The 18570-nt window shown below is 75.3% G+C and carries 20 protein-coding genes, 2 tRNA genes and 1 other RNA gene; 6 read left to right on the top strand and 17 right to left on the bottom strand.

The genetic code is table 11. From position 1 onward, the window contains the following. Positions 1-10 precede the first annotated feature (10 nt). The 11 genes from ACI78S_RS00230 to ACI78S_RS00180 all read right to left on the bottom strand — a co-directional run bounded on the left by ACI78S_RS00230 (position 11) and on the right by ACI78S_RS00180 (position 10725). A complete protein-coding gene (locus ACI78S_RS00230) occupies positions 11-1153 on the bottom strand; it encodes an ABC transporter ATP-binding protein (RefSeq protein WP_456970172.1) in 1143 nt (380 codons plus the stop codon). Next, on the bottom strand, positions 1150-2199 hold the full coding sequence (locus tag ACI78S_RS00225) for an ABC transporter ATP-binding protein (protein ID WP_456970171.1): 1050 nt from the start codon (positions 2197-2199) through the stop codon (positions 1150-1152). The genes ACI78S_RS00230 and ACI78S_RS00225 overlap by 4 nt, the downstream gene beginning before the upstream one ends. Further along, positions 2196-3137 (bottom strand): ABC transporter permease, encoded by a 942-nt coding sequence (locus ACI78S_RS00220; RefSeq protein WP_456970170.1) that lies wholly within the window; start codon positions 3135-3137, stop codon positions 2196-2198. The genes ACI78S_RS00225 and ACI78S_RS00220 overlap by 4 nt, the downstream gene beginning before the upstream one ends. Further along, positions 3134-4138 (bottom strand): ABC transporter permease, encoded by a 1005-nt coding sequence (locus ACI78S_RS00215; RefSeq protein WP_456970169.1) that lies wholly within the window; start codon positions 4136-4138, stop codon positions 3134-3136. The genes ACI78S_RS00220 and ACI78S_RS00215 overlap by 4 nt, the downstream gene beginning before the upstream one ends. Before the next feature lie 72 nt (positions 4139-4210). Further along, the gene (locus ACI78S_RS00210; protein ID WP_456970168.1) at positions 4211-5911 is read right to left on the bottom strand and encodes an ABC transporter substrate-binding protein; all 1701 of its coding nucleotides are present in this window, start codon (positions 5909-5911) and stop codon (positions 4211-4213) included. Positions 5912-6127: 216 nt separating this feature from the next. Beyond that, positions 6128-6727 carry a recombination mediator RecR gene (recR, locus tag ACI78S_RS00205; protein ID WP_456970167.1) on the bottom strand — a complete coding sequence of 200 codons (600 nt, stop codon included), beginning with the start codon at positions 6725-6727 and terminating at the stop codon, positions 6128-6130. A 30-nt stretch (positions 6728-6757) separates the two neighbouring features. Then, on the bottom strand, positions 6758-7099 hold the full coding sequence (locus ACI78S_RS00200; RefSeq protein ID WP_456970166.1) for a YbaB/EbfC family nucleoid-associated protein: 342 nt from the start codon (positions 7097-7099) through the stop codon (positions 6758-6760). A 96-nt stretch (positions 7100-7195) separates the two neighbouring features. After that, positions 7196-9340, bottom strand: a complete 2145-nt coding sequence (locus tag ACI78S_RS00195) for a DNA polymerase III subunit gamma and tau (RefSeq protein WP_456970165.1) — start codon at positions 9338-9340, stop codon at positions 7196-7198. Between the two features lie 77 nt (positions 9341-9417). Then, positions 9418-9513, bottom strand: an RNA gene (ffs, locus tag ACI78S_RS00190) — signal recognition particle sRNA small type. A 57-nt stretch (positions 9514-9570) separates the two neighbouring features. Beyond that, positions 9571-9656, bottom strand: a tRNA-Ser gene (locus ACI78S_RS00185). 55 nt (positions 9657-9711) lie between these two features. After that, complete coding sequence (locus ACI78S_RS00180; RefSeq protein ID WP_456970164.1) at positions 9712-10725, bottom strand: ABC transporter substrate-binding protein; 1014 nt, start codon at positions 10723-10725, stop codon at positions 9712-9714. A gap of 210 nt (positions 10726-10935) precedes the next feature. On the opposite strand from ACI78S_RS00180, the gene ACI78S_RS00175 reads away from it, so the two are divergent. From ACI78S_RS00175 to ACI78S_RS00165, 3 genes are read left to right on the top strand one after another with little or no spacing between them, the layout of a single operon-like run. Further along, positions 10936-11283, top strand: a complete 348-nt coding sequence (locus tag ACI78S_RS00175; RefSeq protein ID WP_456970163.1) for a hypothetical protein — start codon at positions 10936-10938, stop codon at positions 11281-11283. A gap of 12 nt (positions 11284-11295) precedes the next feature. Continuing rightward, positions 11296-12897 carry a serine/threonine-protein kinase gene (locus tag ACI78S_RS00170; protein WP_456970162.1) on the top strand — a complete coding sequence of 534 codons (1602 nt, stop codon included), beginning with the start codon at positions 11296-11298 and terminating at the stop codon, positions 12895-12897. Positions 12898-12937: 40 nt separating this feature from the next. Continuing rightward, complete coding sequence (locus ACI78S_RS00165; protein ID WP_456970161.1) at positions 12938-13063, top strand: hypothetical protein; 126 nt, start codon at positions 12938-12940, stop codon at positions 13061-13063. Between the two features lie 64 nt (positions 13064-13127). Here the strand turns inward: ACI78S_RS00165 and ACI78S_RS00160 are convergent. From ACI78S_RS00160 to ACI78S_RS00140, 5 genes are all read right to left on the bottom strand, one after another. Next, positions 13128-13212, bottom strand: a tRNA-Ser gene (locus ACI78S_RS00160). Between the two features lie 10 nt (positions 13213-13222). Further along, positions 13223-13681 (bottom strand): tRNA adenosine(34) deaminase TadA, encoded by a 459-nt coding sequence (gene tadA / locus ACI78S_RS00155; RefSeq protein ID WP_456970160.1) that lies wholly within the window; start codon positions 13679-13681, stop codon positions 13223-13225. 68 nt (positions 13682-13749) lie between these two features. After that, positions 13750-14406 (bottom strand): HAD-IA family hydrolase, encoded by a 657-nt coding sequence (locus ACI78S_RS00150; RefSeq protein WP_456970159.1) that lies wholly within the window; start codon positions 14404-14406, stop codon positions 13750-13752. Next, positions 14403-14900 (bottom strand): tRNA adenosine deaminase-associated protein, encoded by a 498-nt coding sequence (locus ACI78S_RS00145; protein ID WP_456970158.1) that lies wholly within the window; start codon positions 14898-14900, stop codon positions 14403-14405. Before ACI78S_RS00145 ends, ACI78S_RS00150 begins: the two co-directional genes overlap by 4 nt. After that, a complete protein-coding gene (locus ACI78S_RS00140) occupies positions 14897-15562 on the bottom strand; it encodes an O-methyltransferase (RefSeq protein WP_456970157.1) in 666 nt (221 codons plus the stop codon). Before ACI78S_RS00140 ends, ACI78S_RS00145 begins: the two co-directional genes overlap by 4 nt. A 43-nt stretch (positions 15563-15605) precedes the next feature. On the opposite strand from ACI78S_RS00140, the gene ACI78S_RS00135 reads away from it, so the two are divergent. From ACI78S_RS00135 to ACI78S_RS00125, 3 genes are read left to right on the top strand one after another with little or no spacing between them, the layout of a single operon-like run. Further along, the gene (locus ACI78S_RS00135; RefSeq protein WP_456970156.1) at positions 15606-16034 is read left to right on the top strand and encodes a PaaI family thioesterase; all 429 of its coding nucleotides are present in this window, start codon (positions 15606-15608) and stop codon (positions 16032-16034) included. Continuing rightward, entirely contained in the window at positions 16031-16948 is a 918-nt protein-coding gene (locus ACI78S_RS00130) for a prephenate dehydrogenase (RefSeq protein WP_456970155.1), read from the top strand. The genes ACI78S_RS00135 and ACI78S_RS00130 overlap by 4 nt, the downstream gene beginning before the upstream one ends. A 37-nt stretch (positions 16949-16985) precedes the next feature. Continuing rightward, positions 16986-17222, top strand: coding sequence for a DUF2630 family protein (locus ACI78S_RS00125; RefSeq protein WP_456970154.1), 237 nt, complete (start codon positions 16986-16988; stop codon positions 17220-17222). On the opposite strand, the gene ACI78S_RS00120 is transcribed toward ACI78S_RS00125, so the two are convergent. Beyond that, entirely contained in the window at positions 17223-18425 is a 1203-nt protein-coding gene (locus ACI78S_RS00120) for a PucR family transcriptional regulator (RefSeq protein WP_456970153.1), read from the bottom strand. Between the last annotated feature and the right edge of the window lie 145 nt (positions 18426-18570).

Below are 18570 nucleotides of genomic sequence, written 5' to 3'. Positions count from 1 at the left end.
CGCGCCGGCGCTATCCGCCCTCGAGCGGCTCGTCGTAGCCGTGCACGAAGGCGTCGGTGGCGACGTCCGCGCCCGTCGCCGCGACGAAGACGCCCATGGTGGCCGCGACCTCCTCCGGCGACTTCGGCCGCAGCCGGCCGTCCCGGATCTCCTCGGCCCAGTGGCAGCTGACCAGGTGCCCGGGCGCCAGCTCGCGCAGCGGCGGCGCCTCGTCGTCGCAGCGCGTCTCCTGCCGCCACGGGCAGCGGGTGTGGAACCGGCACCCGCTCGGCGGGTTCGCCGGCGACGGCAGGTCGCCGGCGAGCAGGATCCGCTCCCGGCGCTCCTCGACCGTCGGGTCGGGCACCGGGACGGCGCTCATCAGCGCCCGCGTGTACGGGTGCAGCGGCTCGTCGTAGAGGACGTCGGCCGGCGCCTGCTCGACCAGCGACCCCAGGTACATCACCCCGACGACGTCGCTGATGTGCCGGACCACGGCCAGGTCGTGCGCGATGACGAGGTAGGTCAGCCCGAGCCGCTCCTGGATCTCCTCCAGGAGGTTGAGCACCTGGGCCTGCACGCTGACGTCGAGGGCCGAGACCGGCTCGTCGGCGATGAGCAGGTCCGGCTCGAGCGCCACCGCCCGGGCGATGCCGATGCGCTGCCGCTGGCCGCCCGAGAACTCGTGCGGGTAGCGGCGCAGCGCGGCGGCGGGCAGGCCGACGGCGTCGAGCAGACCGCGGATGCGGGCCGCGACGGCCTGCTTGCCGTCGCCGATGCCGTGCGCGCGCAGCGGCTCGGAGAGCAGCGACTCCACGTTCTGCCGCGGGTCGAGGCTGCCGAGCGGGTCCTGGAACACCATCTGCATGCGCCGGCGCATCCGGCGCAGCTCCTCGCCGTGCAGCGAGGCGACGTCGGTGCCGTCGAACACCACCCGCCCGGCGGTCGGCTCGACCAGCCGCAGGATCGCCCGGCCGAGGGTGGACTTGCCGCAGCCCGACTCCCCCACCAGCCCGTAGGTCGTGCCCCGGGCGACCCGCAGGTCGACGCCGTCGACGGCGCGGACGTGCCCGACGGTGCGGTCGACCAGCAGCCCGCGCTTGATCGGGAAGTGCACCTGCAGGCCCTCGACCCGCAGGAGGGGGTCGCCCGCGCCGGTCGCCGGGCCGGTCACCGCGCCACCCCGGAGGCCGTCGCCCCGCTGGGCACGGGGTACTGGATGGGGTGGCGGCAGCGCAGCTCGCGGCCGGGGCCGTCGGGCACCAGGGGGACCTCGCTGCCCGAGACCTCGGTGAGGCAGTCGTCCTGCGCGTGGTCGCAGCGCGGGGCGAAGGCGCAGCCCTCCGCCCACGGGATGGCGTCGCGCGCCGAGCCGCGGATGGGGGTGAGCCGGGCGCCCGGGCCGGCGTCGAGCCGCGGCACCGAGGCGAGCAGGCCGCCGGTGTAGGGCTGCCGCGGCCGGGCGAACAGGTCGTGCCGCTCCGCGGTCTCGATGATCCGGCCGGCGTACATCACGTGCACCCGGTCGCACAGCCCGGCGACGACGCCCAGGTCGTGGGTGATCATGATCAGCGCGGTCCCCGAGCCCACGACGAGGTCGCGGAGCAGCTCGAGGATCTGCGCCTGGATCGTCACGTCCAGGGCCGTGGTGGGCTCGTCGGCGATGAGCAGCCGGGGCGCCAGCGCCAGCGACATCGCGATGAGCGCGCGCTGCCGCATGCCGCCGGAGAGCTGGTGCGGGTACTCCCTGAGCCGCCGCCCCGGGTCGGGGATGCCCACCCGGTCGAGCAGGTCGACCGCCTCCGCCGCCGCCTCCTTCCTCGACACGTCCCGGTGCTCGAGCAGCACCTCGGTGACCTGGGTGCCGATGGTCACCGTCGGGTTGAGCGACGACAGCGGGTCCTGGAACACCATGGCCATGTCGGCGCCCCGCAGCCGGCGCAGCCGCTTGTCGTCGGCCCCCACCAGCTCGTCGCCGTCGAGCCGGACCGAGCCGCTCACCTCGACGCCGCGCCGCGGGAGCAGCCCCATGACCGCCAGCGACGTCACCGACTTGCCGCAGCCGGACTCGCCGACCAGGCCCACCGTCTCCCCCGGCGCCACGGCGAAGCTGACGCCGTTCACGGCGCGGGTGGGCTGCTCGCCGCGGCGGCGGAAGGTGACGGCGAGGTCCGCCACCTCGAGCACCGGCGTCTGCAGGCTGCCGCTCAGGCCGCTCACCTCCGGAACTTCGGGTCGAGGGCCTCGCGCAGCCGCTCGCCGAGCAGCGTGAAGCCGAGCGCGACGACGATGATGCACAGCGCCGGCCAGATGGCCAGCTCGGGCCGGATGGAGAGGAAGGCCTGGGCGTTGGCCAGCATCGCGCCCCACTCGGGCCGCGCCAGGTCCGGGTCGCCGAGGCCGAGGAACGACAGGGCGGCGGCCTCGATGATCGCCGTGGCGAGCGACAGGGTCGCCTGGACGATGACCGGCGACACCGAGTTCGGCAGCACGTGCCCGAACACGATCCGGCCGCGCCGCACGCCCGCCGCCTGGGCCGCGACCACGTAGTCGCTGTTCCGCTGGGCCAGCATGGAGCCCCGCAGCAGCCGGGCGAAGATCGGCACCTGGGTGACGGCGATGGCGATCATGAGCGCGAGCTGGTTCTGGCCCAGCAGCACCGAGATGGAGATGGCCATCAGCAGGCCGGGCACCGACAGCAGGATGTCGACGAACCGCATGACGACCGTGTCGACCTTGCCGCCGAAGGCGCCGGCGAGCACGCCGAGCGCCATGCCGGCGGCCACGCCGAGCACCGTGGACACGACCCCGATGAGCAGCGACTGCCGCGATCCGTAGATCAGCCGGGACAGCAGGTCGCGGCCGAGGTTGTCCACGCCCAGCGGGAAGCCCTCCCGCGCCCCGGGGATGGAGGACGGCCGGATCTCCGAGAGCAGGTACTGCTGCAGCGGGTCCTTGGGCGCCAGCAGCGGGGCGAACGCGGCCACCACCAGGAACACCAGGACGATGACGGCGCCGGCGATGGCCACCGGGTCGCGGCGCAACCGCCGGAAGGCGCTGCGCGTGAGCGACAGGCCGCCCTCGCCCTCGGGCACCGAGCCCGCCCGGGCGGCGAGCGCGTCGATCCGCTCCCGCTTGTGCTCGCCGAGCGCGGTCACCGCACACGCACCCGCGGGTCGAGCAGCGCGTAGGAGATGTCGACCAGCAGGTTCACCAGCACGTACATCACCGCGAGGATGAGGATGAAGCCCTGCAGCAGGGCGTAGTCGCGGTCGCCGATCGCGTTGTACAGGGCCGACCCGACGCCGCCGAAGGCGAACACCGTCTCGGTCAGCACCGCCCCCGAGAGCAGCAGCCCGGTCTGCAGGCCGATGGTCGTCGACACCGGGAGCAGGGCGTTGCGCAGGATGTGCCGGCGCCGGACCGTCGGCGGGGCCAGGCCCTTGGCGTTCGCCGTCCGCACGTAGTCCTCGTTGACCACGTCGAGGACCGACGCGCGGGTGATCCGCACGATGATGGCCAGCGGGATCGTGCCCAGGGCTACGCCGGGCAGGACCAGGTGGAGCAGGGCGTCCCAGGACGCGTCCCACTCCCGCGTCAGCAGTCCGTCGAGGACGTAGAAGTTCGTGACGTGGGTGGCGTCGATGCGCACCTCCTGCCGGCCGGAACCCGGCAGCCAGCCGAGCTCGACGGCGAACAGCGACCGGAGGAGGTAGGCCAGGAAGAACACCGGGATCGTGACGCCGAGCAGCGAGCCGATGACCGTCGCCGAGTCGAGCCAGCGGCCGTGCTTCCGGGCGGCCAGGTACCCGAGCGGGATCCCCACCCCGATCGCGAAGGCCATGGCGAACAGCGTCAGCTCGACGGTGCCCGGGAAGCGTTCGAGGAACTCCTCCGTCACCGGGCGGCCGGTCCGGCTGGACACGCCGAAGTCGAGCGTGACCGCCCGCCCGAGGAACCGCAGGTACTGGACCGGGAGCGGCTGGTCGAGCCCGAAGGCCCGGTTGTACTCCTCGATCCTCGCCGGGGTCGCCCGCTCACCGAGGGCGGCGAGGGCCGGCCCCCCGGGCAGCGCGCGCAGCCAGGCGAACAGCAGCACGGACAGCCCGAGCAGGATCGGGATCAGCTGGAGCAACCGCCGAACGATGAACCGGAGCACGCGCCGTGGTCCGCCCTTCCCTCACGCGGCGACCCCGCCGGCGGGCAGCCGCCGGCGGGGTCGGTCGACCGGTCAGCCGCTGACCGAGACGGTCGAGAAGTCCTCGGCCGACAGCGGGCTGGGCACGAGCCCCTCGACGTTCTCCGCGACCACGAGCGCGTTCGGGCTGTGGGAGATGGGGACGGCCGGGAGGAACTCCATGATCCGCTGGTTCGCCTCCTGGTAGATCTCCGTCCGCGCGTCGGGGTCCGGCTCCGCGTCGCCGCGGGCCAGCGCGTCGAAGATCTCCGGCGCGACGAAGGAGCCGAACTCCTCCTTGGACTGCCCACCACCGGCGTCGGCGAAGAAGGTGCCGATGAAGTTGTAGGCGTCGCTGTAGTCACCGGTCCAGCCGAGCAGGTGGATGTCCGCCTGGCCGGCCGCCGTCGCGTCCAGGTAGTCCGGGTTCCACGGCAGCGCGGTGGGCTGGATCGTGAAGCCGGCGTCGGTCAGGTTCTGGCTGATCACCTGGAACATGGCGGCCGGGTCGGGCAGGTAGGGCCGGCTGACGTCGGTCGGGTAGTAGAAGCGCAGCGTGGTGCCCAGCGCACCGGCCTCGGTGAGCAGCTGGCGCGCCCGGTCCGGGTCGTACTCGTAGGTGGTCACGTCGTCGGTCCAGCCGTCGAGCGACGGCGGCACGAACTCGATCGCGGCCTCGGCGCCCTCCGGGAGCAGCGACGTGACGATCGTGTCGCGGTCGATGGCGTGCGCGATCGCCTGCCGCACCCGGATGTCCTGCAGCGCCGGGTTCGCGGCGGTCCCGGGCACCCGCCCGTGGTTGATGCCGAGGTAGAGGATGTTGAACGGATCGCGCGGCAGCACCTGGAAGCCGCCGTCCTCCAGGGTCTGGTAGTCGGCGGGGGCCACGAGGTCGTAGCCGTCGATCGCGCCGGACTCCAGCTCCTGCCGGCGGGTGTTGCCGTCGGAGATCGTCCGGAAGATGATCTCGTCGACCTGAGCCGGTTCACCCCAGTAGTCGTCGTTGCGGACGATGGTCACCTGGCCGTTGCCCTGGTCCCAGCTCTCGAACCGGAACGGCCCGGTGCCGGTGGGGTTCTCCAGCGAGTACTGGGTGTAGGTCAGCGCGTCGGGGTTGCCCCCGAGGTTGTCCGCGTCGCCCTCCTGCAGCGCGGTGGGGCTCTGCATCGCGAAGCTGGGGAACGTCAGGACGGCGGGGAACCGGCTGGTCACCTGCGTGATCCTGATGACCGCGGTGAGCTCGTCGGTGGCCTCGCAGCCGCCGTAGATGGACGGGATCTCGGGCGTGCTGGCGAAGCCGCCGAACATGTTCTGGTAGTACTCGGAGGCCGCCGGGCTGGCGGCCAGGCCGGTGAAGTTGTACCAGCGCTCGAAGTTGAAGCAGACCGCCTCGGCGTTGAAGTCGGTCCCGTCGTGGAACGTCACGCCGTCGCGCAGGGTGAAGGTGTACTCCAGGCCGTCCTCGGAGACGTCGTAGCTCTCGGCCAGGGCCGGCGCGATCTCCGCGGTGCCGGGTTCGGTGGTCAGCAGGCCCTCGTAGATCTGCCGGGTCACCCGGAAGCTCTCACCGTCGGTGGCGAAGGCCGGGTCGAACATCGTCGGGTTGCCCGGCACCCCGAAGACGAACGTGCCACCGGACTCGGCCTCCGCGCCACCACCTCCGCCCTCGTCGCGCTCGGAGGCGCACGCGGCCATGGTCAGGGCGGTGAGCGTGGCGGCCGAGGCGGCGAGCACCCGGCGTGGACGGCGCTGCATGGCGGAAGACCTGCCTTCCCGGCCCCGGGAGGCCGGACGGGATCCGGACCGACCGCTGCGGAGCAGGAAGTCCTCCGCAGGCGTGCCCGGACCCTAGGACCCCAGGGGGCTCCGGGTGCAGGTCAGCGCGCTCATCGACACCATCCCGTGACCTGGGTCACCCCGCCGCCGCGCCGGCCCACCTGGCCTCCCACCGGCGGCGGCGCCCGCCGGGGGTCAGGCGTCGATGCGGCGACGGCCCTCGAACGCCCGGCCGAGGGTGACCTCGTCGGCGTACTCCAGGTCGCCGCCGACCGGCAGGCCGCTGGCCAGCCGGGAGACCGCCAGGCCCATCGGCCCGACCAGCCGGGCGAGGTAGGCCGCGGTGGCCTCGCCCTCGAGGTTCGGGTCGGTGGCGATGATCAGCTCCGTGACGGTGCCGTCGAGGAGCCGGGTCATGAGCTCCTTGACCCGCAGGTCGTCGGGGCCGACGCCCTCGATCGGGCTGATCGCCCCGCCGAGCACGTGGTACTTGCCGCGGAACTCGCGCGTCCGCTCGATCGCGACGACGTCCTTGGGCTCCTCGACGACGCAGATGACGTCGTCGGAGCGCCGCGGGTCGCGGCAGATGCGGCACTGCTCGCCCTCGGCGACGTTGAAGCAGGTCGAGCAGAAGCGCACCTCGGCCTGCACCCGCTGCAGCGCGGCGACCAGCCGACCGACGTCGGCACTCTCGGCGGCGAGCAGGTGGAAGGCGATGCGCTGGGCGCTCTTGGGACCGACGCCCGGCAGGCGGCCGAGCTCGTCGATGAGGTCCTGGACGGCACCCTCGTACACGGTGGGAAGTCCTTCTGGGGAGGAGCGGGATCAGAAGCCGGGCAGGCCGAGGCCGCCCCCGCCGCCCAGGCCGCCCGCGAGCGGGCCCATGGTGTTCGCGGCGAGCTCGTCGGCGGCGCGCTTGGCGTCGCGGACGGCGGCGACGACCAGGTCCTGCAGGGTCTCGACGTCGTCGGGGTCGACCGCGGCCGGCGCGATGGTCAGCGCGGTGAGCTCACCGGCGCCGGTCATGGTCGCGGTGACCAGGTTGCCCCCGGCCGATCCGGTGACCTCGGTGCGCGCGAGCTCCTCCTGCGCGGCCACCAGCTGCTGCTGCATCTGCTGGGCCTGCTGGAGCAACTGCGCCATGTCGGGCTGACCTCCGGGGAACATGCCCCGAGCGTAGGCCGCGGGAGCGACAGCGTGCGGGACCCGCGGGCGGTGGCCCCGTCCCGAGCCCGCGAGGGGTGGGGAGGACGGGGCCCTCCCTCAGCCGTCGACCGGACGGGCCCCGAGCTGCGCGCGCAGCAGCGCCAGCGCCGCCTCCTCAGGGTCGACGGCGGGCGTGTCGTCGATGGGCTCGCCGGCCGCCTCGGCGGCGTGCTGCGCGGCGAGCTCGCGCTCCTCCGCGGCGCGGGCCGCCTCGCGGGCGACCTCGGGCGAGACCTTGGTGCCGGGCGTGCCACCGGCGCCCTCGACGACGGCCTCGACCTTCCACCGCACGCCGAGCAGCTCGTTGAGGGCCTCGCGCAGCACGTCCTTGTTCAGGTCGTCGCCGATCCGCCGGGCCAGCGCGGGGGACGTGGTGGACAGCACGAGGGTGCCGCCGCGCAGCTCGTGCACCTGGGCGTTCTTCAGCAGCGCCTCGGTGGTGCGCTTGTGCCGCTTGACCACGCCGAGCAGCTCGGGCCAGATGCGGCGGACGTCGCTGGTGGTGAGGTCGCCGCCGGAGGCGGGCTCGGCCGGGTTGGCCGAGACCACCGGCGTCGGCTCGGCGCCGCGCGGCGCGGGGGCGGACTCGGCCGCGGCGCGCGCGGGCGCCACCGGCCGGGGGTCCTCGACGCGGGCGGCCGCGGCCTGCGCCGCCGCCGGCCGGGCGGGGTGCGGCCAGTCCTCGTCGTCCGTGGGCTCGGGCGGCAGCGGGATGTCGGGCTCGCCGGTGGCCACCCGCGGCCTGGCCGGCGCCGGGGCCGCGGCGGTGGCCGGCGCGGCCGCGCTGCCGGGCCGCGCGGTCTCGGGCCAGTCCTCGTCGGCGACCGGCGCGGCGGCCGCGGGCTGCACAGGCGCCGGGGCCGGCGCGGGCGGCGCGGCCTGCTGCGACCTGCGCACGAACTCGCGACGCGGCCCCGCCGGCGCGGGGGCGGCCGGGGCGGGAGCCGCCGGCGCGGGAGCCGCCGGGGCAGGGGTGGCCGCCGCCGGGGCGCGGTGCACCGGGGCCTCGGGCTCGGCGGGCCGGCCGGGGTGCTCGCCGGCGATCGACAGGCGCCGCTCGAGGCGCTCCAGCCGCTGCAGGGTGGCGGCGGCCGAGCCGTCGGTGGCCGGCAGGAGCATGCGGGCGCAGACCAGCTCGAGCAGCAGGCGCGGCGCCGTCGTCCCGCGCATCTCGGTGAGGCCCTCGTGCACGGTGTCGGCCATCCGGGAGAGCGTGGCCGAGCCCAGCGCCTGGGCCTGGCTGCCCATCAGGTCCAGCCGGTCCGGCGGGCAGTCGAGCAGGCCGTTGCCGCCGGCCTCGGGGACGGCGTCGAGCACGATCAGGTCGCGCAGCCGGTCGAGCAGGTCGGTGGCGAAGCGGCGCGGGTCGTGCCCCGCCTCCACGACCCGGTCGACGGCCCGGAAGACGGCGGGCGCATCGTGGGCGGCCAGGGCGTCGATCGTCTCGTCGAGCAGGGCGTCGTCGGTGACGCCGAGGAGGCCGACCGCCTCCTTGTAGGTGACCCCCTCCGGCCCGGCGCCGGCGAGCAGCTGGTCGAGGATCGACAGCGAGTCGCGCACCGAGCCGCCGCCGGCGCGCACGACCAGCGGGAAGACGGTGGGCTCGACCTGCACGCCCTCGGCAGCGCAGGTCTTCTCCAGCAGGCCGCGCAGCGTGGTGGGCGGCACCAGCCGGAACGGGTAGTGGTGGGTGCGCGAGCGGATGGTGGGCAGCACCTTGTCCGGCTCGGTGGTGGCGAAGACGAAGACGAGGAACTCCGGCGGTTCCTCGACCACCTTGAGCAGGGCGTTGAAGCCCTGCGTGGTGACCATGTGCGCCTCGTCGACGATGTAGACCTTGTAGCGGCTGTTGACCGGCGCGAAGAAGGCGCGCTCCCGCAGGTCGCGGGCGTCGTCGACACCGCCGTGGCTGGCCGCGTCGATCTCGATGACGTCGATCGAGCCGGGGCCGTCGGGCGCCAGCGAGACGCAGGACGTGCACTCGCCGCACGGTGTCGGCGTCGGGCCCTTCTCGCAGTTGAGCGAGCGGGCGAGGATGCGCGCCGACGAGGTCTTGCCGCAGCCCCGGGGGCCGCTGAACAGGTAGGCGTGGTTGATGCGGCCGGCCTCGACCGCGTTCACCAGCGGGGTGGTGACGTGCTCCTGCCCGACCACCTCGGCGAAGGTCGCCGGGCGGTACTTCCGGTAGAGCGCCAGAGCCACGCAGGCAGGTTACGTGGCGGAGGTGACGACGCCGGGGACCCGCGGCGCCGTGTGGGCAACGGCACCGGCCCGGGGAAGAAAGGGACCCCCCGCGCACCCGCCAGAGCCCGCTTATCCTTGCTGCCTTCCGGCCCTGGGGAGGTTCACAGGGTGACGCCACACGAGGGGTCTGCGCCCACTGTAGACGCAGCGGGCCCCCGGCCGGTCGACCGGGGGCCCGTCGCGTCGCGCGGAGGATGGGGGATTCGAACCCCCGAGGGCTGTTAACCCAACCCGCTTTCCAAGCGAGCGCCATAGGCCACTAGGCGAATCCTCCGTGGAGCAGAGTACCGGGCGGCCGGCGGCGGGAGGCCGGACCCTCCGGGCCCCGCTCACGGCCGGGCGTCGAGCGCGTCCTGCAGCAGGGGCGCGAGGTGTTCCACGGCGTAGGGCACCGACAGCACGGAGTTGTAGGTCATCGCGCCCCGCAGGTCGAGGTCGGGCAGGACCAGGCCGCCCTCCCGCACCACGGGCAGGCTCTGCAGCACCTGGTCCTGCTCGACCACCGGGCGGCTGGCGTCGTCGGTGAGGACGACGAGCACGTCGCCGTCCAGCACGTCCAGCCGCTCGCGCGAGACCTCCACGAAGAAGCTGTCACCGGGATCGGCGGCGAGGACCTCCTCGGGCAGCTCGAACCCGAGCTGGTCCATGACCTGGCCGCGGTTGTCGCCGGGCAGGTAGGCGCCGTAGACGCCGTCGTAGGGCAGCACGACCGTGCCGGTCGCGCCGGCGAAGTCGGGGTGGGCGGCGACGGCGTCGTCGTAGGCGGCGTTCGCCCGCGCGACGAGCTCCTCGCCCTCGTCCTCCCGGCCGAGGGCCCGGGCGATCATCCGCGTCGCGTCGTCGCGGGGGACGGCGTAGGCGTCGGTGCCCGCCGGCCGCACGATCGTCGGCGCGAGCTGCGAGAGCTGCTCGTAGACCGGCCGGTCGAAGCCGGCGGTGACCGCGACGACCAGGTCGGGCTCGTAGGTGGCGATCTCCTCGACGTCGATCTCGCTGGAGGAGGCGAGCACGTCGGGCCGGGCGCCGTCCAGGAGCGGCTCCGCCCAGGGCCCGACGCCGGTGCCCTCCTGGTAGAAGGTGAAGCCGGTCAGGGCGAGCGGGACCACCCCCAGCGCGAGCACCGCGTCGGCATCGGTGACCCCCAGGACGACCACCCGCTCCGGCTCCTCCTCCACCGTGGTGCTGCCCCAGATGTGCTCGATCGTCACCGGGAACGCGCCGCCGGCGTCCGCGACCGCCGTCCCCCCGTCGTCGCCGGATGCCGGCGCGCCGCAGGCCGAGGTCAGGGCGAGCAGGGTGCAGGCGGCGGCCAGGACGGCGGTGCGGGGGGTCCGGGCGGGCACGGGGCCTCCTCGGCTCGGGGACGGCGGCGCGCGAAGGTTAGCCTGACCTAACTTCTATGATCAACGGGCTGCCGCGGCCGCCGCCGACCGCGCGGACGCGGCACCGGGGTGGTTGAGTGTGCGGCGACGCGGGAACGGCGCCAGCACCGGACCCGGAGGCCGCCGTCCCGCTCGGCACGACGAGCACGCGCGGCAGCGAGGAGACAGTCGATGAGCGAACCGCAGCAGGTCAGACCCGAGGTCGTGACGGCGATCCTGGCCGTCCTCCAGGGCGCCGACCCCGCCGGTCTGCCCGGCGACGCCACCAAGGAGGAGAAGGCCGCGGCCAAGGACCGCTACCTCTCCGAGTTCGCCGCCGAGCGCAGCAAGCGCGACCGGCAGGCGCAGGCCTGGGAGCTGCTCCTCACCCGCAGCTACGACGAGCCGCCCACCTGGCAGCGGCTGTTCGACGACCTCTCCCCCGAGGCGCTGCGGGAGCTCGGGAGCCTCTACGACGCGTTGCCCGCCGGCGCCCAGGAGGAGTACGCGCGCCGCTTCGGGGTCCCCTCCACCGTCTGACGGGGCTCCCCGGTGTCGGCTCCGCCCACCCGGCTCGTCGCGGGCCGCTACCGGCTGCTGTCGAGGATCGGCGGCGGCGGGATGGGCACGGTCTGGGTGGCCCGCGACGAGCGGCTGGGCCGGCAGGTCGCGGTCAAGCAGGTGCTGCCGCCGGCCGGCGCGGACCAGCACGAGGCCGAGCAGCAGCGCCAGCGGGCCCTGCGCGAGGGCCGCATCGCCGCGCGGTTGTCCCACCCGCACGCGATCTCGGTGTACGACGTGGCGGTCGAGGCCGGCCAGCCGTGGCTGGTCATGGAGTACCTGCCCTCGCGCAGCCTCGCCGCCGTGCTCTCCGAGGACGGGCTGCTGCGCGTCGACCAGGTCGCGCAGATCGGCGCGCAGGTCGCCGACGCCCTCGCCGCCACGCACGCCGCGGGCATCGTGCACCGCGACGTGAAGCCGGCGAACATCCTCATCGGCGAGGGCGAGCCCCAGGTCGAGGGGCTGGTGAAGATCACCGACTTCGGGATCTCCCACGCCCGCGGCGACGTCACGCTCACCCAGACCGGCCAGATCACCGGGACGCCGGCCTTCCTGGCCCCCGAGGTGGCGCAGGGCGAGGAGCCCGCCCCGCCCAGCGACGTCTTCTCGCTGGGCGCGACGCTCTACACCTGCCTGGAGGGGCAGCCGCCGTTCGGCATGAGCGGGAACTCCCTGCAGCAGCTGCACCGGGTCGCCGGTGGGCGGATCGACCCGCCGCAGCGGTGCGGCGCGCTCACCCGGCCGCTGCTGCGGATGCTGGAGGTCGACCCCACCGCCCGGCCGACGATGCCCGAGGTCCGCGACGAGCTGGCCGCGCTGGTCGCCCGCGACGGCGACACCACCACCGTGCTCATGGCCCGCACGAACCTGCGCTCGTCCACCGGCCGGCAGCGGACGGCGACCCTGCCCGCGCCGGTGCCGGCCGATCCCCCCTCCCCGCCACCGGTGCCGCCGCGGCCCGCGGCCGGTCCCCCCGAGCCGGCGCGGGAGCCGGCGCGGGAACCGGAGCCCGACGGCCGCCGGCGCCGGGCGCCGTGGCTGTGGGTCGCCCTCGGCGCCCTGCTGACCGCCGCCGTGGTGGCCGGTGCCGTCTGGCTCGTCGGCACGGGCGGCGACGACGGCGGCGGCGGGACGGCGCGGCAGACCTCCGCCGCCCCCTCCACCACGGCCGCGCCGAGCTCGGCGGAACCCACGGCCGAGGACCAGCCCGCCACCGGGGAGGAGCCCGCCGCCGAGACGGCGACCACCACCGCCGGCAGCCCGGCGGCCGACGGCGACCCGCTGACCGCGGCGAACATCGAGCGCTTCCTGGTGGACTACCACGACCAGGTCACCAGCGATCCGTCCGCCGCCTACGCCCGCACCGGGACGACGCTGCGCGAGGCGATCGGCAGCGAGGAGGACTACGCCGCGTACTGGGGCCAGTTCTCCGAGGTCCGGGTCAGCGACGTCCAGGCCACCGACGGGCAGTCCAGCGCGCTGGCCCGGCTGACCTGGGTCCGCGAGGACGGCAGCAGCGAGTCGGCCGTGCGCCGGTTCGAGTTCGTCGTGCAGGACGGCGAGCTCGTGCTGGACTGCGAGTGCGACCCCTGAGGCGGCGGGAACCGTCGTACCCCGGGCCTAGCGTCCGGTCGTGAGCTCTCCCACCGGCACGTGGCCGCCGACCCAGCAGGCACCCCCGCAGCCCGAGGCCCGCTGCCCGCTGTGCGGCGCCCGGCACGCGGCGGCCGCCGTCCACCGGCCGCGCCGGCCCATGTAGCGCGACCCGGTCCGCGAGACGCGAGGACGGCGGCGCCCCGCGGGGCGCCGCCGTCGTCGACCGGCGGTGGCGGTGGGATTTGAACCCACGGAGGCTTGCACCTCACACGCTTTCGAGGCGTGCTCCTTCGGCCGCTCGGACACGCCACCGCCGAAGAGACTACAGGCCCCGTCTGGTCCGGAAGAACGCGCGTAGGAGCGCGGCGGACTCCTCGGCCCGGATCCCCGCCGTGACCTCGGGCCGGTGGTTGAGCCGGCGGTCGCGGACGACGTCCCACAGCGAGCCGACCGCCCCGGCCTTGGGGTCCTCGGCGCCGTAGACCACGCGGCCGACGCGGGCCAGGACGCTCGCCCCGGCGCACATCGTGCACGGCTCCAGCGTCACCACCAGCGTCGCGCCGGGGAGCCGCCAGCCGTCGCCGTGCACCGCGGCGGCCGCGCGCAGCGCGAGCACCTCGGCGTGCGCGGTGGGGTCGCCCCGCTTCTCCCGCTCGTTGGCCGCCTCGGCGAGCACGGTCCCGTCCGGCCCCAGCACGACGGCGCCGATCGGCGTGTCGCCCCACTCCTGCGCGGCCGCGGCCAGCTCCAGCGCCCGGCGCATCGCGGCGTCGACGTCCACGTCGGGCACCTCGGCGGCCTAGTGCTCTGCCCAGCATGCTGGGCAGAGCACCAGGACGCGGGGACACGTCACGAGGGATCGCCGACCAGCGGGAAGCCGACCAGCTCCGACAGCTCGGCCAGCGCCTCGGCCGGCTCCACCACCTTGACCGTGCGGAAGCCCATCGCCCGGGCGGGCTTGAGGTTGATGCCCAGGTCGTCGAGGTAGGCGCAGTCGGCGGCGGCGATCGGCCGCCCGACCGCGTCGGAGAGCCGGGCCAGCGCCCGCCGGTAGATCTCCGGCTCGGGCTTGCGCACGCCCTCCAGCGACGACTCGACGACGGCGTCGAAGAGGCGCAGCAGCTCCCCGAGCTCACCGGTGCCGTCCATCGGCGTGACGTTGTTCGACAGCAGGGCCAGCGGCAGGCCCGCCTCCTTGAGCCGGCGCACCGCGGTGACCATCTCCGGGCGGAGCTCACCGCGCAGCGCGTCGAGCACCTTGCCCGGGTCGAGGAAGTGCCCGGCGGCCAGCGCCTCGGCCCGGAACAGCTGGGAGAACCCGGCCAGGTCGACCTCGTTGCGCTCGAAGCGAGCCCAGGCGTTGGTGTCGGGGTTGGTGCTGTTCAGCCGGCGGATCAGGCCCTCGGGCAGCCCCGCCTCCTGCTCGTAGGCGTCGAAGGCGTGCAGCGGGCTCTCGGTGATCACCCCGCCGAGGTCGAAGACCACCGCGCTGACCAGCGCGGTCACGGGGCCACCGCCGTGATGAGCTCGTCGGCGAAGCCGAGCCGGGAGGCGATCCGGGTGACCATCTCGTCGGCCCACAGGTCGTCGGCGGTGACGATGGGGCGCAGCTCGTCGGCCGGCAGCCCGTCGTCGGCGAACACGTCGAGGTCGCCGCCCGGCCAGCCGGACTCGTCGTCGGCGAACGCGCCGTCGGTGTCGACGCCGATGCCGTACCGCTCGACCACCTCGGCGGCGAGCACCCACTCCTGCATCGTCGCGTCGGAGATCAGCGCCCGCACCATGCCGCCGGGGCCGTGGCGCAGCACGACGAAGTACAGCCGCGAGTCGACGACCACGACGAACGGGCCCGGCCAGTCGCCGCCGGGCTCGCCGAGCGCGCGCTCGAGGACCGGCAGCTCGTCGCCCGCGTCGTGGGCCAGCAGCTCGACGGTCCAGCCGGCGCCGTCGCGGGCGACCTTCACCGCGAAGCTGGGCGGCAGCTCGGGGGCGTCGCTCATCGCTTGCGCAGCAGGGTCAGGCCGTCGGAGACCGGCAGCAGCACGGTCTCCCAGCGGGGGTCGGTGGCCAGCGCCCGGTTGAGCGCGGCGACGGCCCGGGCGTCGGCGTCCTCCGGCGCCAGCACGCGGCCGTCGCGGAGCGTGTTGTCGAGCAGCACCAGGCCGTTCTGCCGCATGCGCGGGTGCAGCTGGTCGACGTAGTCGGCGTAGCCCTCCTTGTCGGCGTCGACGAAGGCCAGGTCGAGCGACGGCTCGGCGGGCAGCGCCCGCAGCGTCTCGTGCGCGTCGCCCAGCCGCAGCTCGATCCGGTCGGCGACGCCGGCGCGCTCCCAGTAGCGGCGCGCGACCGCCGTCCAGTCGCCGTTGACGTCCAGGCAGGTCAGCCGGCCGTCGGCCGGCATGCCGCGGGCGATGCACAGCGCCGAGTAGCCGGTGAACGTGCCGATCTCGACCGCCCGCCGGACGCCGAGCGCGCCGGTGAGCAGCTGCATGAACGTCCCCTGCTCGGGCGCGATCTGGTAGGTCGGCGAGGCGTCGCGGTCGCGCTCGGCCAGCTCGGCGGTCTCGGCCATCAGGTCGAGCACGACCGCGTCGAAGGGTTCGGAGGACGCGCGGACGTACTCCGCGAGCTCGGGGGTGAGGAGGAAGGACCTCGGGGTCATGGCGCGTGGGGTGTGCTGAACGCGGGGGCCATAAGGTCCGATCATGGCCGACCCGCCGGACGACGTCCCAGCCGAGCTGTTCGCCCGGCTCTCGGCCGACCCGCTCGCCGGGCACCTCGGGATCACCCTCGAGCAGGTGCGGCCCGGCTACGCCCGCGCGGCGATGACCGTCGGCCCGCAGCTGCTCAACGCGGTGGGCACCGCGCACGGCGGGGCGACGATGGCCCTGCTCGACGTCGTGCACGCCGCGGTGAGCAACAGCCACGGCACCGTCGCCGTCGCCCAGGACGTGCACACCGAGTTCCTGGCCGCCGGTGCCGAGGGCGACCGGCTGGTGGCCGAGGGCGTCGAGGTGCACCGCAGCGCGCGCACCGCGGTGTACCGGATCGAGGCCCGGGCGCAGGACGGCCGGCTCGTCGCCACCGCGCTGGCCCGCGTCTTCCGCACCGACCGGCCCTGGGCGACCGCATGAGCGCGTTCCCGGACGCCACCATGCCGGTGCCGCCGGTCTCCGTCGTCGGGCTCGGCCAGCTCGGCGGGTCGCTCGCCGCGGCGCTGGTCGCCGCCGGCCGGCCGGTCACCGGGTGGGACGTCGACCCGGCGGCCCGCGACGCGGCCGCGGCCCGGGGCGTCCGGATCGGGCGGGACCTCGCCGGCGTCGTCGTCCTGGCCGTGCCGCTGCCGGCGCTGGCGACCGCGCTCGACGACCTCGACGTGGCCCCCGACGCGACGGTGACCGACCTCGGCTCGGTCAAGGCGCCGGTGCTGGCGGAGCTGGGCGCCCGCTACGGCGGCCGGTTCGTCGGCGGGCACCCGATGTGCGGGACGGAGCGATCCGGCCACGAGGCCACCGACCCGGGGCTGTTCGCCGGCGCCCGGTGGGCGGTGTGCCTGGAGCCCGGCACCGAGCTGCCGCGCTGGCTGCGGGTCGCCGAGGTGGCCCTGCAGGCCGGCGCGGAGGTCGTGCCCGTCACCGCCGCCGAGCACGACGACGCCGTGGCCGCGATCAGCCACGTGCCGCACCTGCTGGCCGCCGCGCTGGCCGCCGCCGCCGGCGAGGCCGGCCCGCTGGCGCTGGCGCTGGCCGCGGGCAGCTTCGCCGGCGGCACCCGGGTGGCCGGCAGCGACCCGGCGTTCGTCACGGCGATGGTCGAGGGCAACGCCGGCCCCACCCGGTCGGCGCTGGACCGGGTCACCGCCCAGCTCGGCCGCCCGTGGCCCGAGCTGGTGCGCGCCGGGCACGCGGTCGTGACGCGGCCGGCCGGCCGGCGCGAGGTGCGGGTGCCGCTGGACCGGGCGGCGCTGCTGGCGCTCGGCCGGGCCGGCGGCGCGGTCACCCGGCGGCGGGCCGCGTTCGTCGACGGCTGGGTGCCCGCGCCGGCATGACGGTTTCCCCATCGGAGCAGGAGGGCAGGGAGCGATCATGGACGAGAAGGACATCCTCAGCCGGATCTCGGCGCTGGTGGAGGAGGAGCACCAGCTGCGCGGCAGCAGCGGCGAGCACACCGACGAGCAGCGCCAGCGGCTGGACCACCTCGAGGTCCAGCTGGACCAGTGCTGGGACCTGCTGCGCCAGTGGCGGGCCAAGCGGCAGTACGGCGAGAACCCCGACGAGGCGCACGCCCGCCCCGAGCAGGAGGTCGAGAACTACCTCCAGTAGCTAGGCGGGACGGCGCTCGGTCCCCAGCAGGGCGAGCTGCCACTGCAGCCGCGCCCGGGGGTCGGCCAGCTTGCGGCCGGTCACCGACTCGATCCGCCGCAGCCGGTGCATGACCGTGTTGCGGTGGCAGTAGAGCTCGTCGGCGGCCCGGGTCGGTGACCCGTCGGCGGCCAGGAACGCCGCCAGCGTGTCGAGCAGCACCTCGCGCTCGTCGTCGGGCAGCGCCAGCAGGCCGCCGAGGGTCTGCCCGACCAGGCGCGAGCTGATCTCCGGCGAGTTCGACAGCAGCGCCTCGGGCAGCCGGTCGTCGATGGTCACCACCCGGCGGCTGCCGGCCGGCAGGGTCCGGGCGGCGATCAGGGCGAACCGGTAGGCGGTGGCGCAGGCCGCCGCGCCCTCGACGACGTCGGAGACGCCGACCGGCCCCGCCGCCAGCGCGGCCAGCTCCGCCTGCACGTCGTCGGCCCGGCGCGCGCCGAGCGCGACGACGCCGACCTGCGCCCCCGAGCGGGTGCCCCACACCGACCGGAACCCGCGGCGCAGCAGCGCCCCGGCCGGGTCGACCGCCCCGGGGGCGTCGTCGCCGACCGGCAGGGCGACGGCGACCAGCAGCCGCCCGTCCAGCGGCACCGCCAGCAGGTCGGAGGCGGCCCGCACGAAGACCGGGTCGCCGCCGCGGCCGTCGAGCAGGCCGTCGAGGACCCGCTGCCGGGCCTCCTCGTCGACCCCGGCCAGCCGCCGCTGCTCCCCGCGGTAGCCCTCGGCCACCGCCGCGCAGTCGAGGTCGTTGGTGCGCCAGATCGAGCCGGCCACCTCGACCAGCAGCGCGTCGGAGTCGCGGCCCGCCTCCCGCGAGACCGCCAGCAGCCCCTCCCAGATCACCTGGCCGCCGAGCCGGTAGGCGCGCAGCACCGCCTCGAGCGGGACGCCCTGCACCGCGCGCCGCCGGCCGACCTCCCGCGCGACGGCGGCCGCGCGGGTCCGCGGGACCGGCCGGCCCACCAGCGCCCGCACGGCGAGCTCCAGATTGGCCCGGGTGGAGGCCCGGAAGTCGTCCAGGCCCTGCTCGGCGAGCTCGCGGTAGGCGGGCTCGGTGCGGGCGAGGACGTCGGTCATCCGCGCGGCCATCGCGTCGAGCCGGGCGACCAGCGAGGGGGCCAGCTCCCCCAGCCGGGTGGCCACCTCGGGGCGGAACGGCTGCACGCCACCACCTTCCCGGTCGACGCGACTCTGCGCACAACCGACCTGTGCTGAAACTGTGCGGGCCGCCCATTGTGACCGTCCTCACCGGCGGTGAGGGTCGTACGGACGAAGCCGTGACCCAATCGTCGCCGACGGTCATCTCCGC

Source organism: Geodermatophilus sp. SYSU D00815 (assembly GCF_054050035.1).
This window is presented reverse-complemented; position numbering and strand designations above follow the sequence as displayed.

Excerpts from the sequence above, each read along its gene's own strand:
- ACI78S_RS00210 (WP_456970168.1), bottom strand. The coding sequence starts at position 5,911 with ATGCAGCGCCGTCCACGCCGGGTGCTCGCCGCCTCGGCCGCCACGCTC.
- ACI78S_RS00200 (WP_456970166.1), bottom strand. The coding sequence starts at position 7,099 with ATGTTCCCCGGAGGTCAGCCCGACATGGCGCAGTTGCTCCAGCAGGCC.
- ACI78S_RS00175 (WP_456970163.1), top strand. The coding sequence starts at position 10,936 with ATGAGCGAACCGCAGCAGGTCAGACCCGAGGTCGTGACGGCGATCCTG.
- ACI78S_RS00145 (WP_456970158.1), bottom strand. The coding sequence starts at position 14,900 with ATGAGCGACGCCCCCGAGCTGCCGCCCAGCTTCGCGGTGAAGGTCGCC.
- ACI78S_RS00140 (WP_456970157.1), bottom strand. The coding sequence starts at position 15,562 with ATGACCCCGAGGTCCTTCCTCCTCACCCCCGAGCTCGCGGAGTACGTC.
- ACI78S_RS00135 (WP_456970156.1), top strand. The coding sequence starts at position 15,606 with ATGGCCGACCCGCCGGACGACGTCCCAGCCGAGCTGTTCGCCCGGCTC.
- ACI78S_RS00130 (WP_456970155.1), top strand. The coding sequence starts at position 16,031 with ATGAGCGCGTTCCCGGACGCCACCATGCCGGTGCCGCCGGTCTCCGTC.
- ACI78S_RS00125 (WP_456970154.1), top strand. The coding sequence starts at position 16,986 with ATGGACGAGAAGGACATCCTCAGCCGGATCTCGGCGCTGGTGGAGGAG.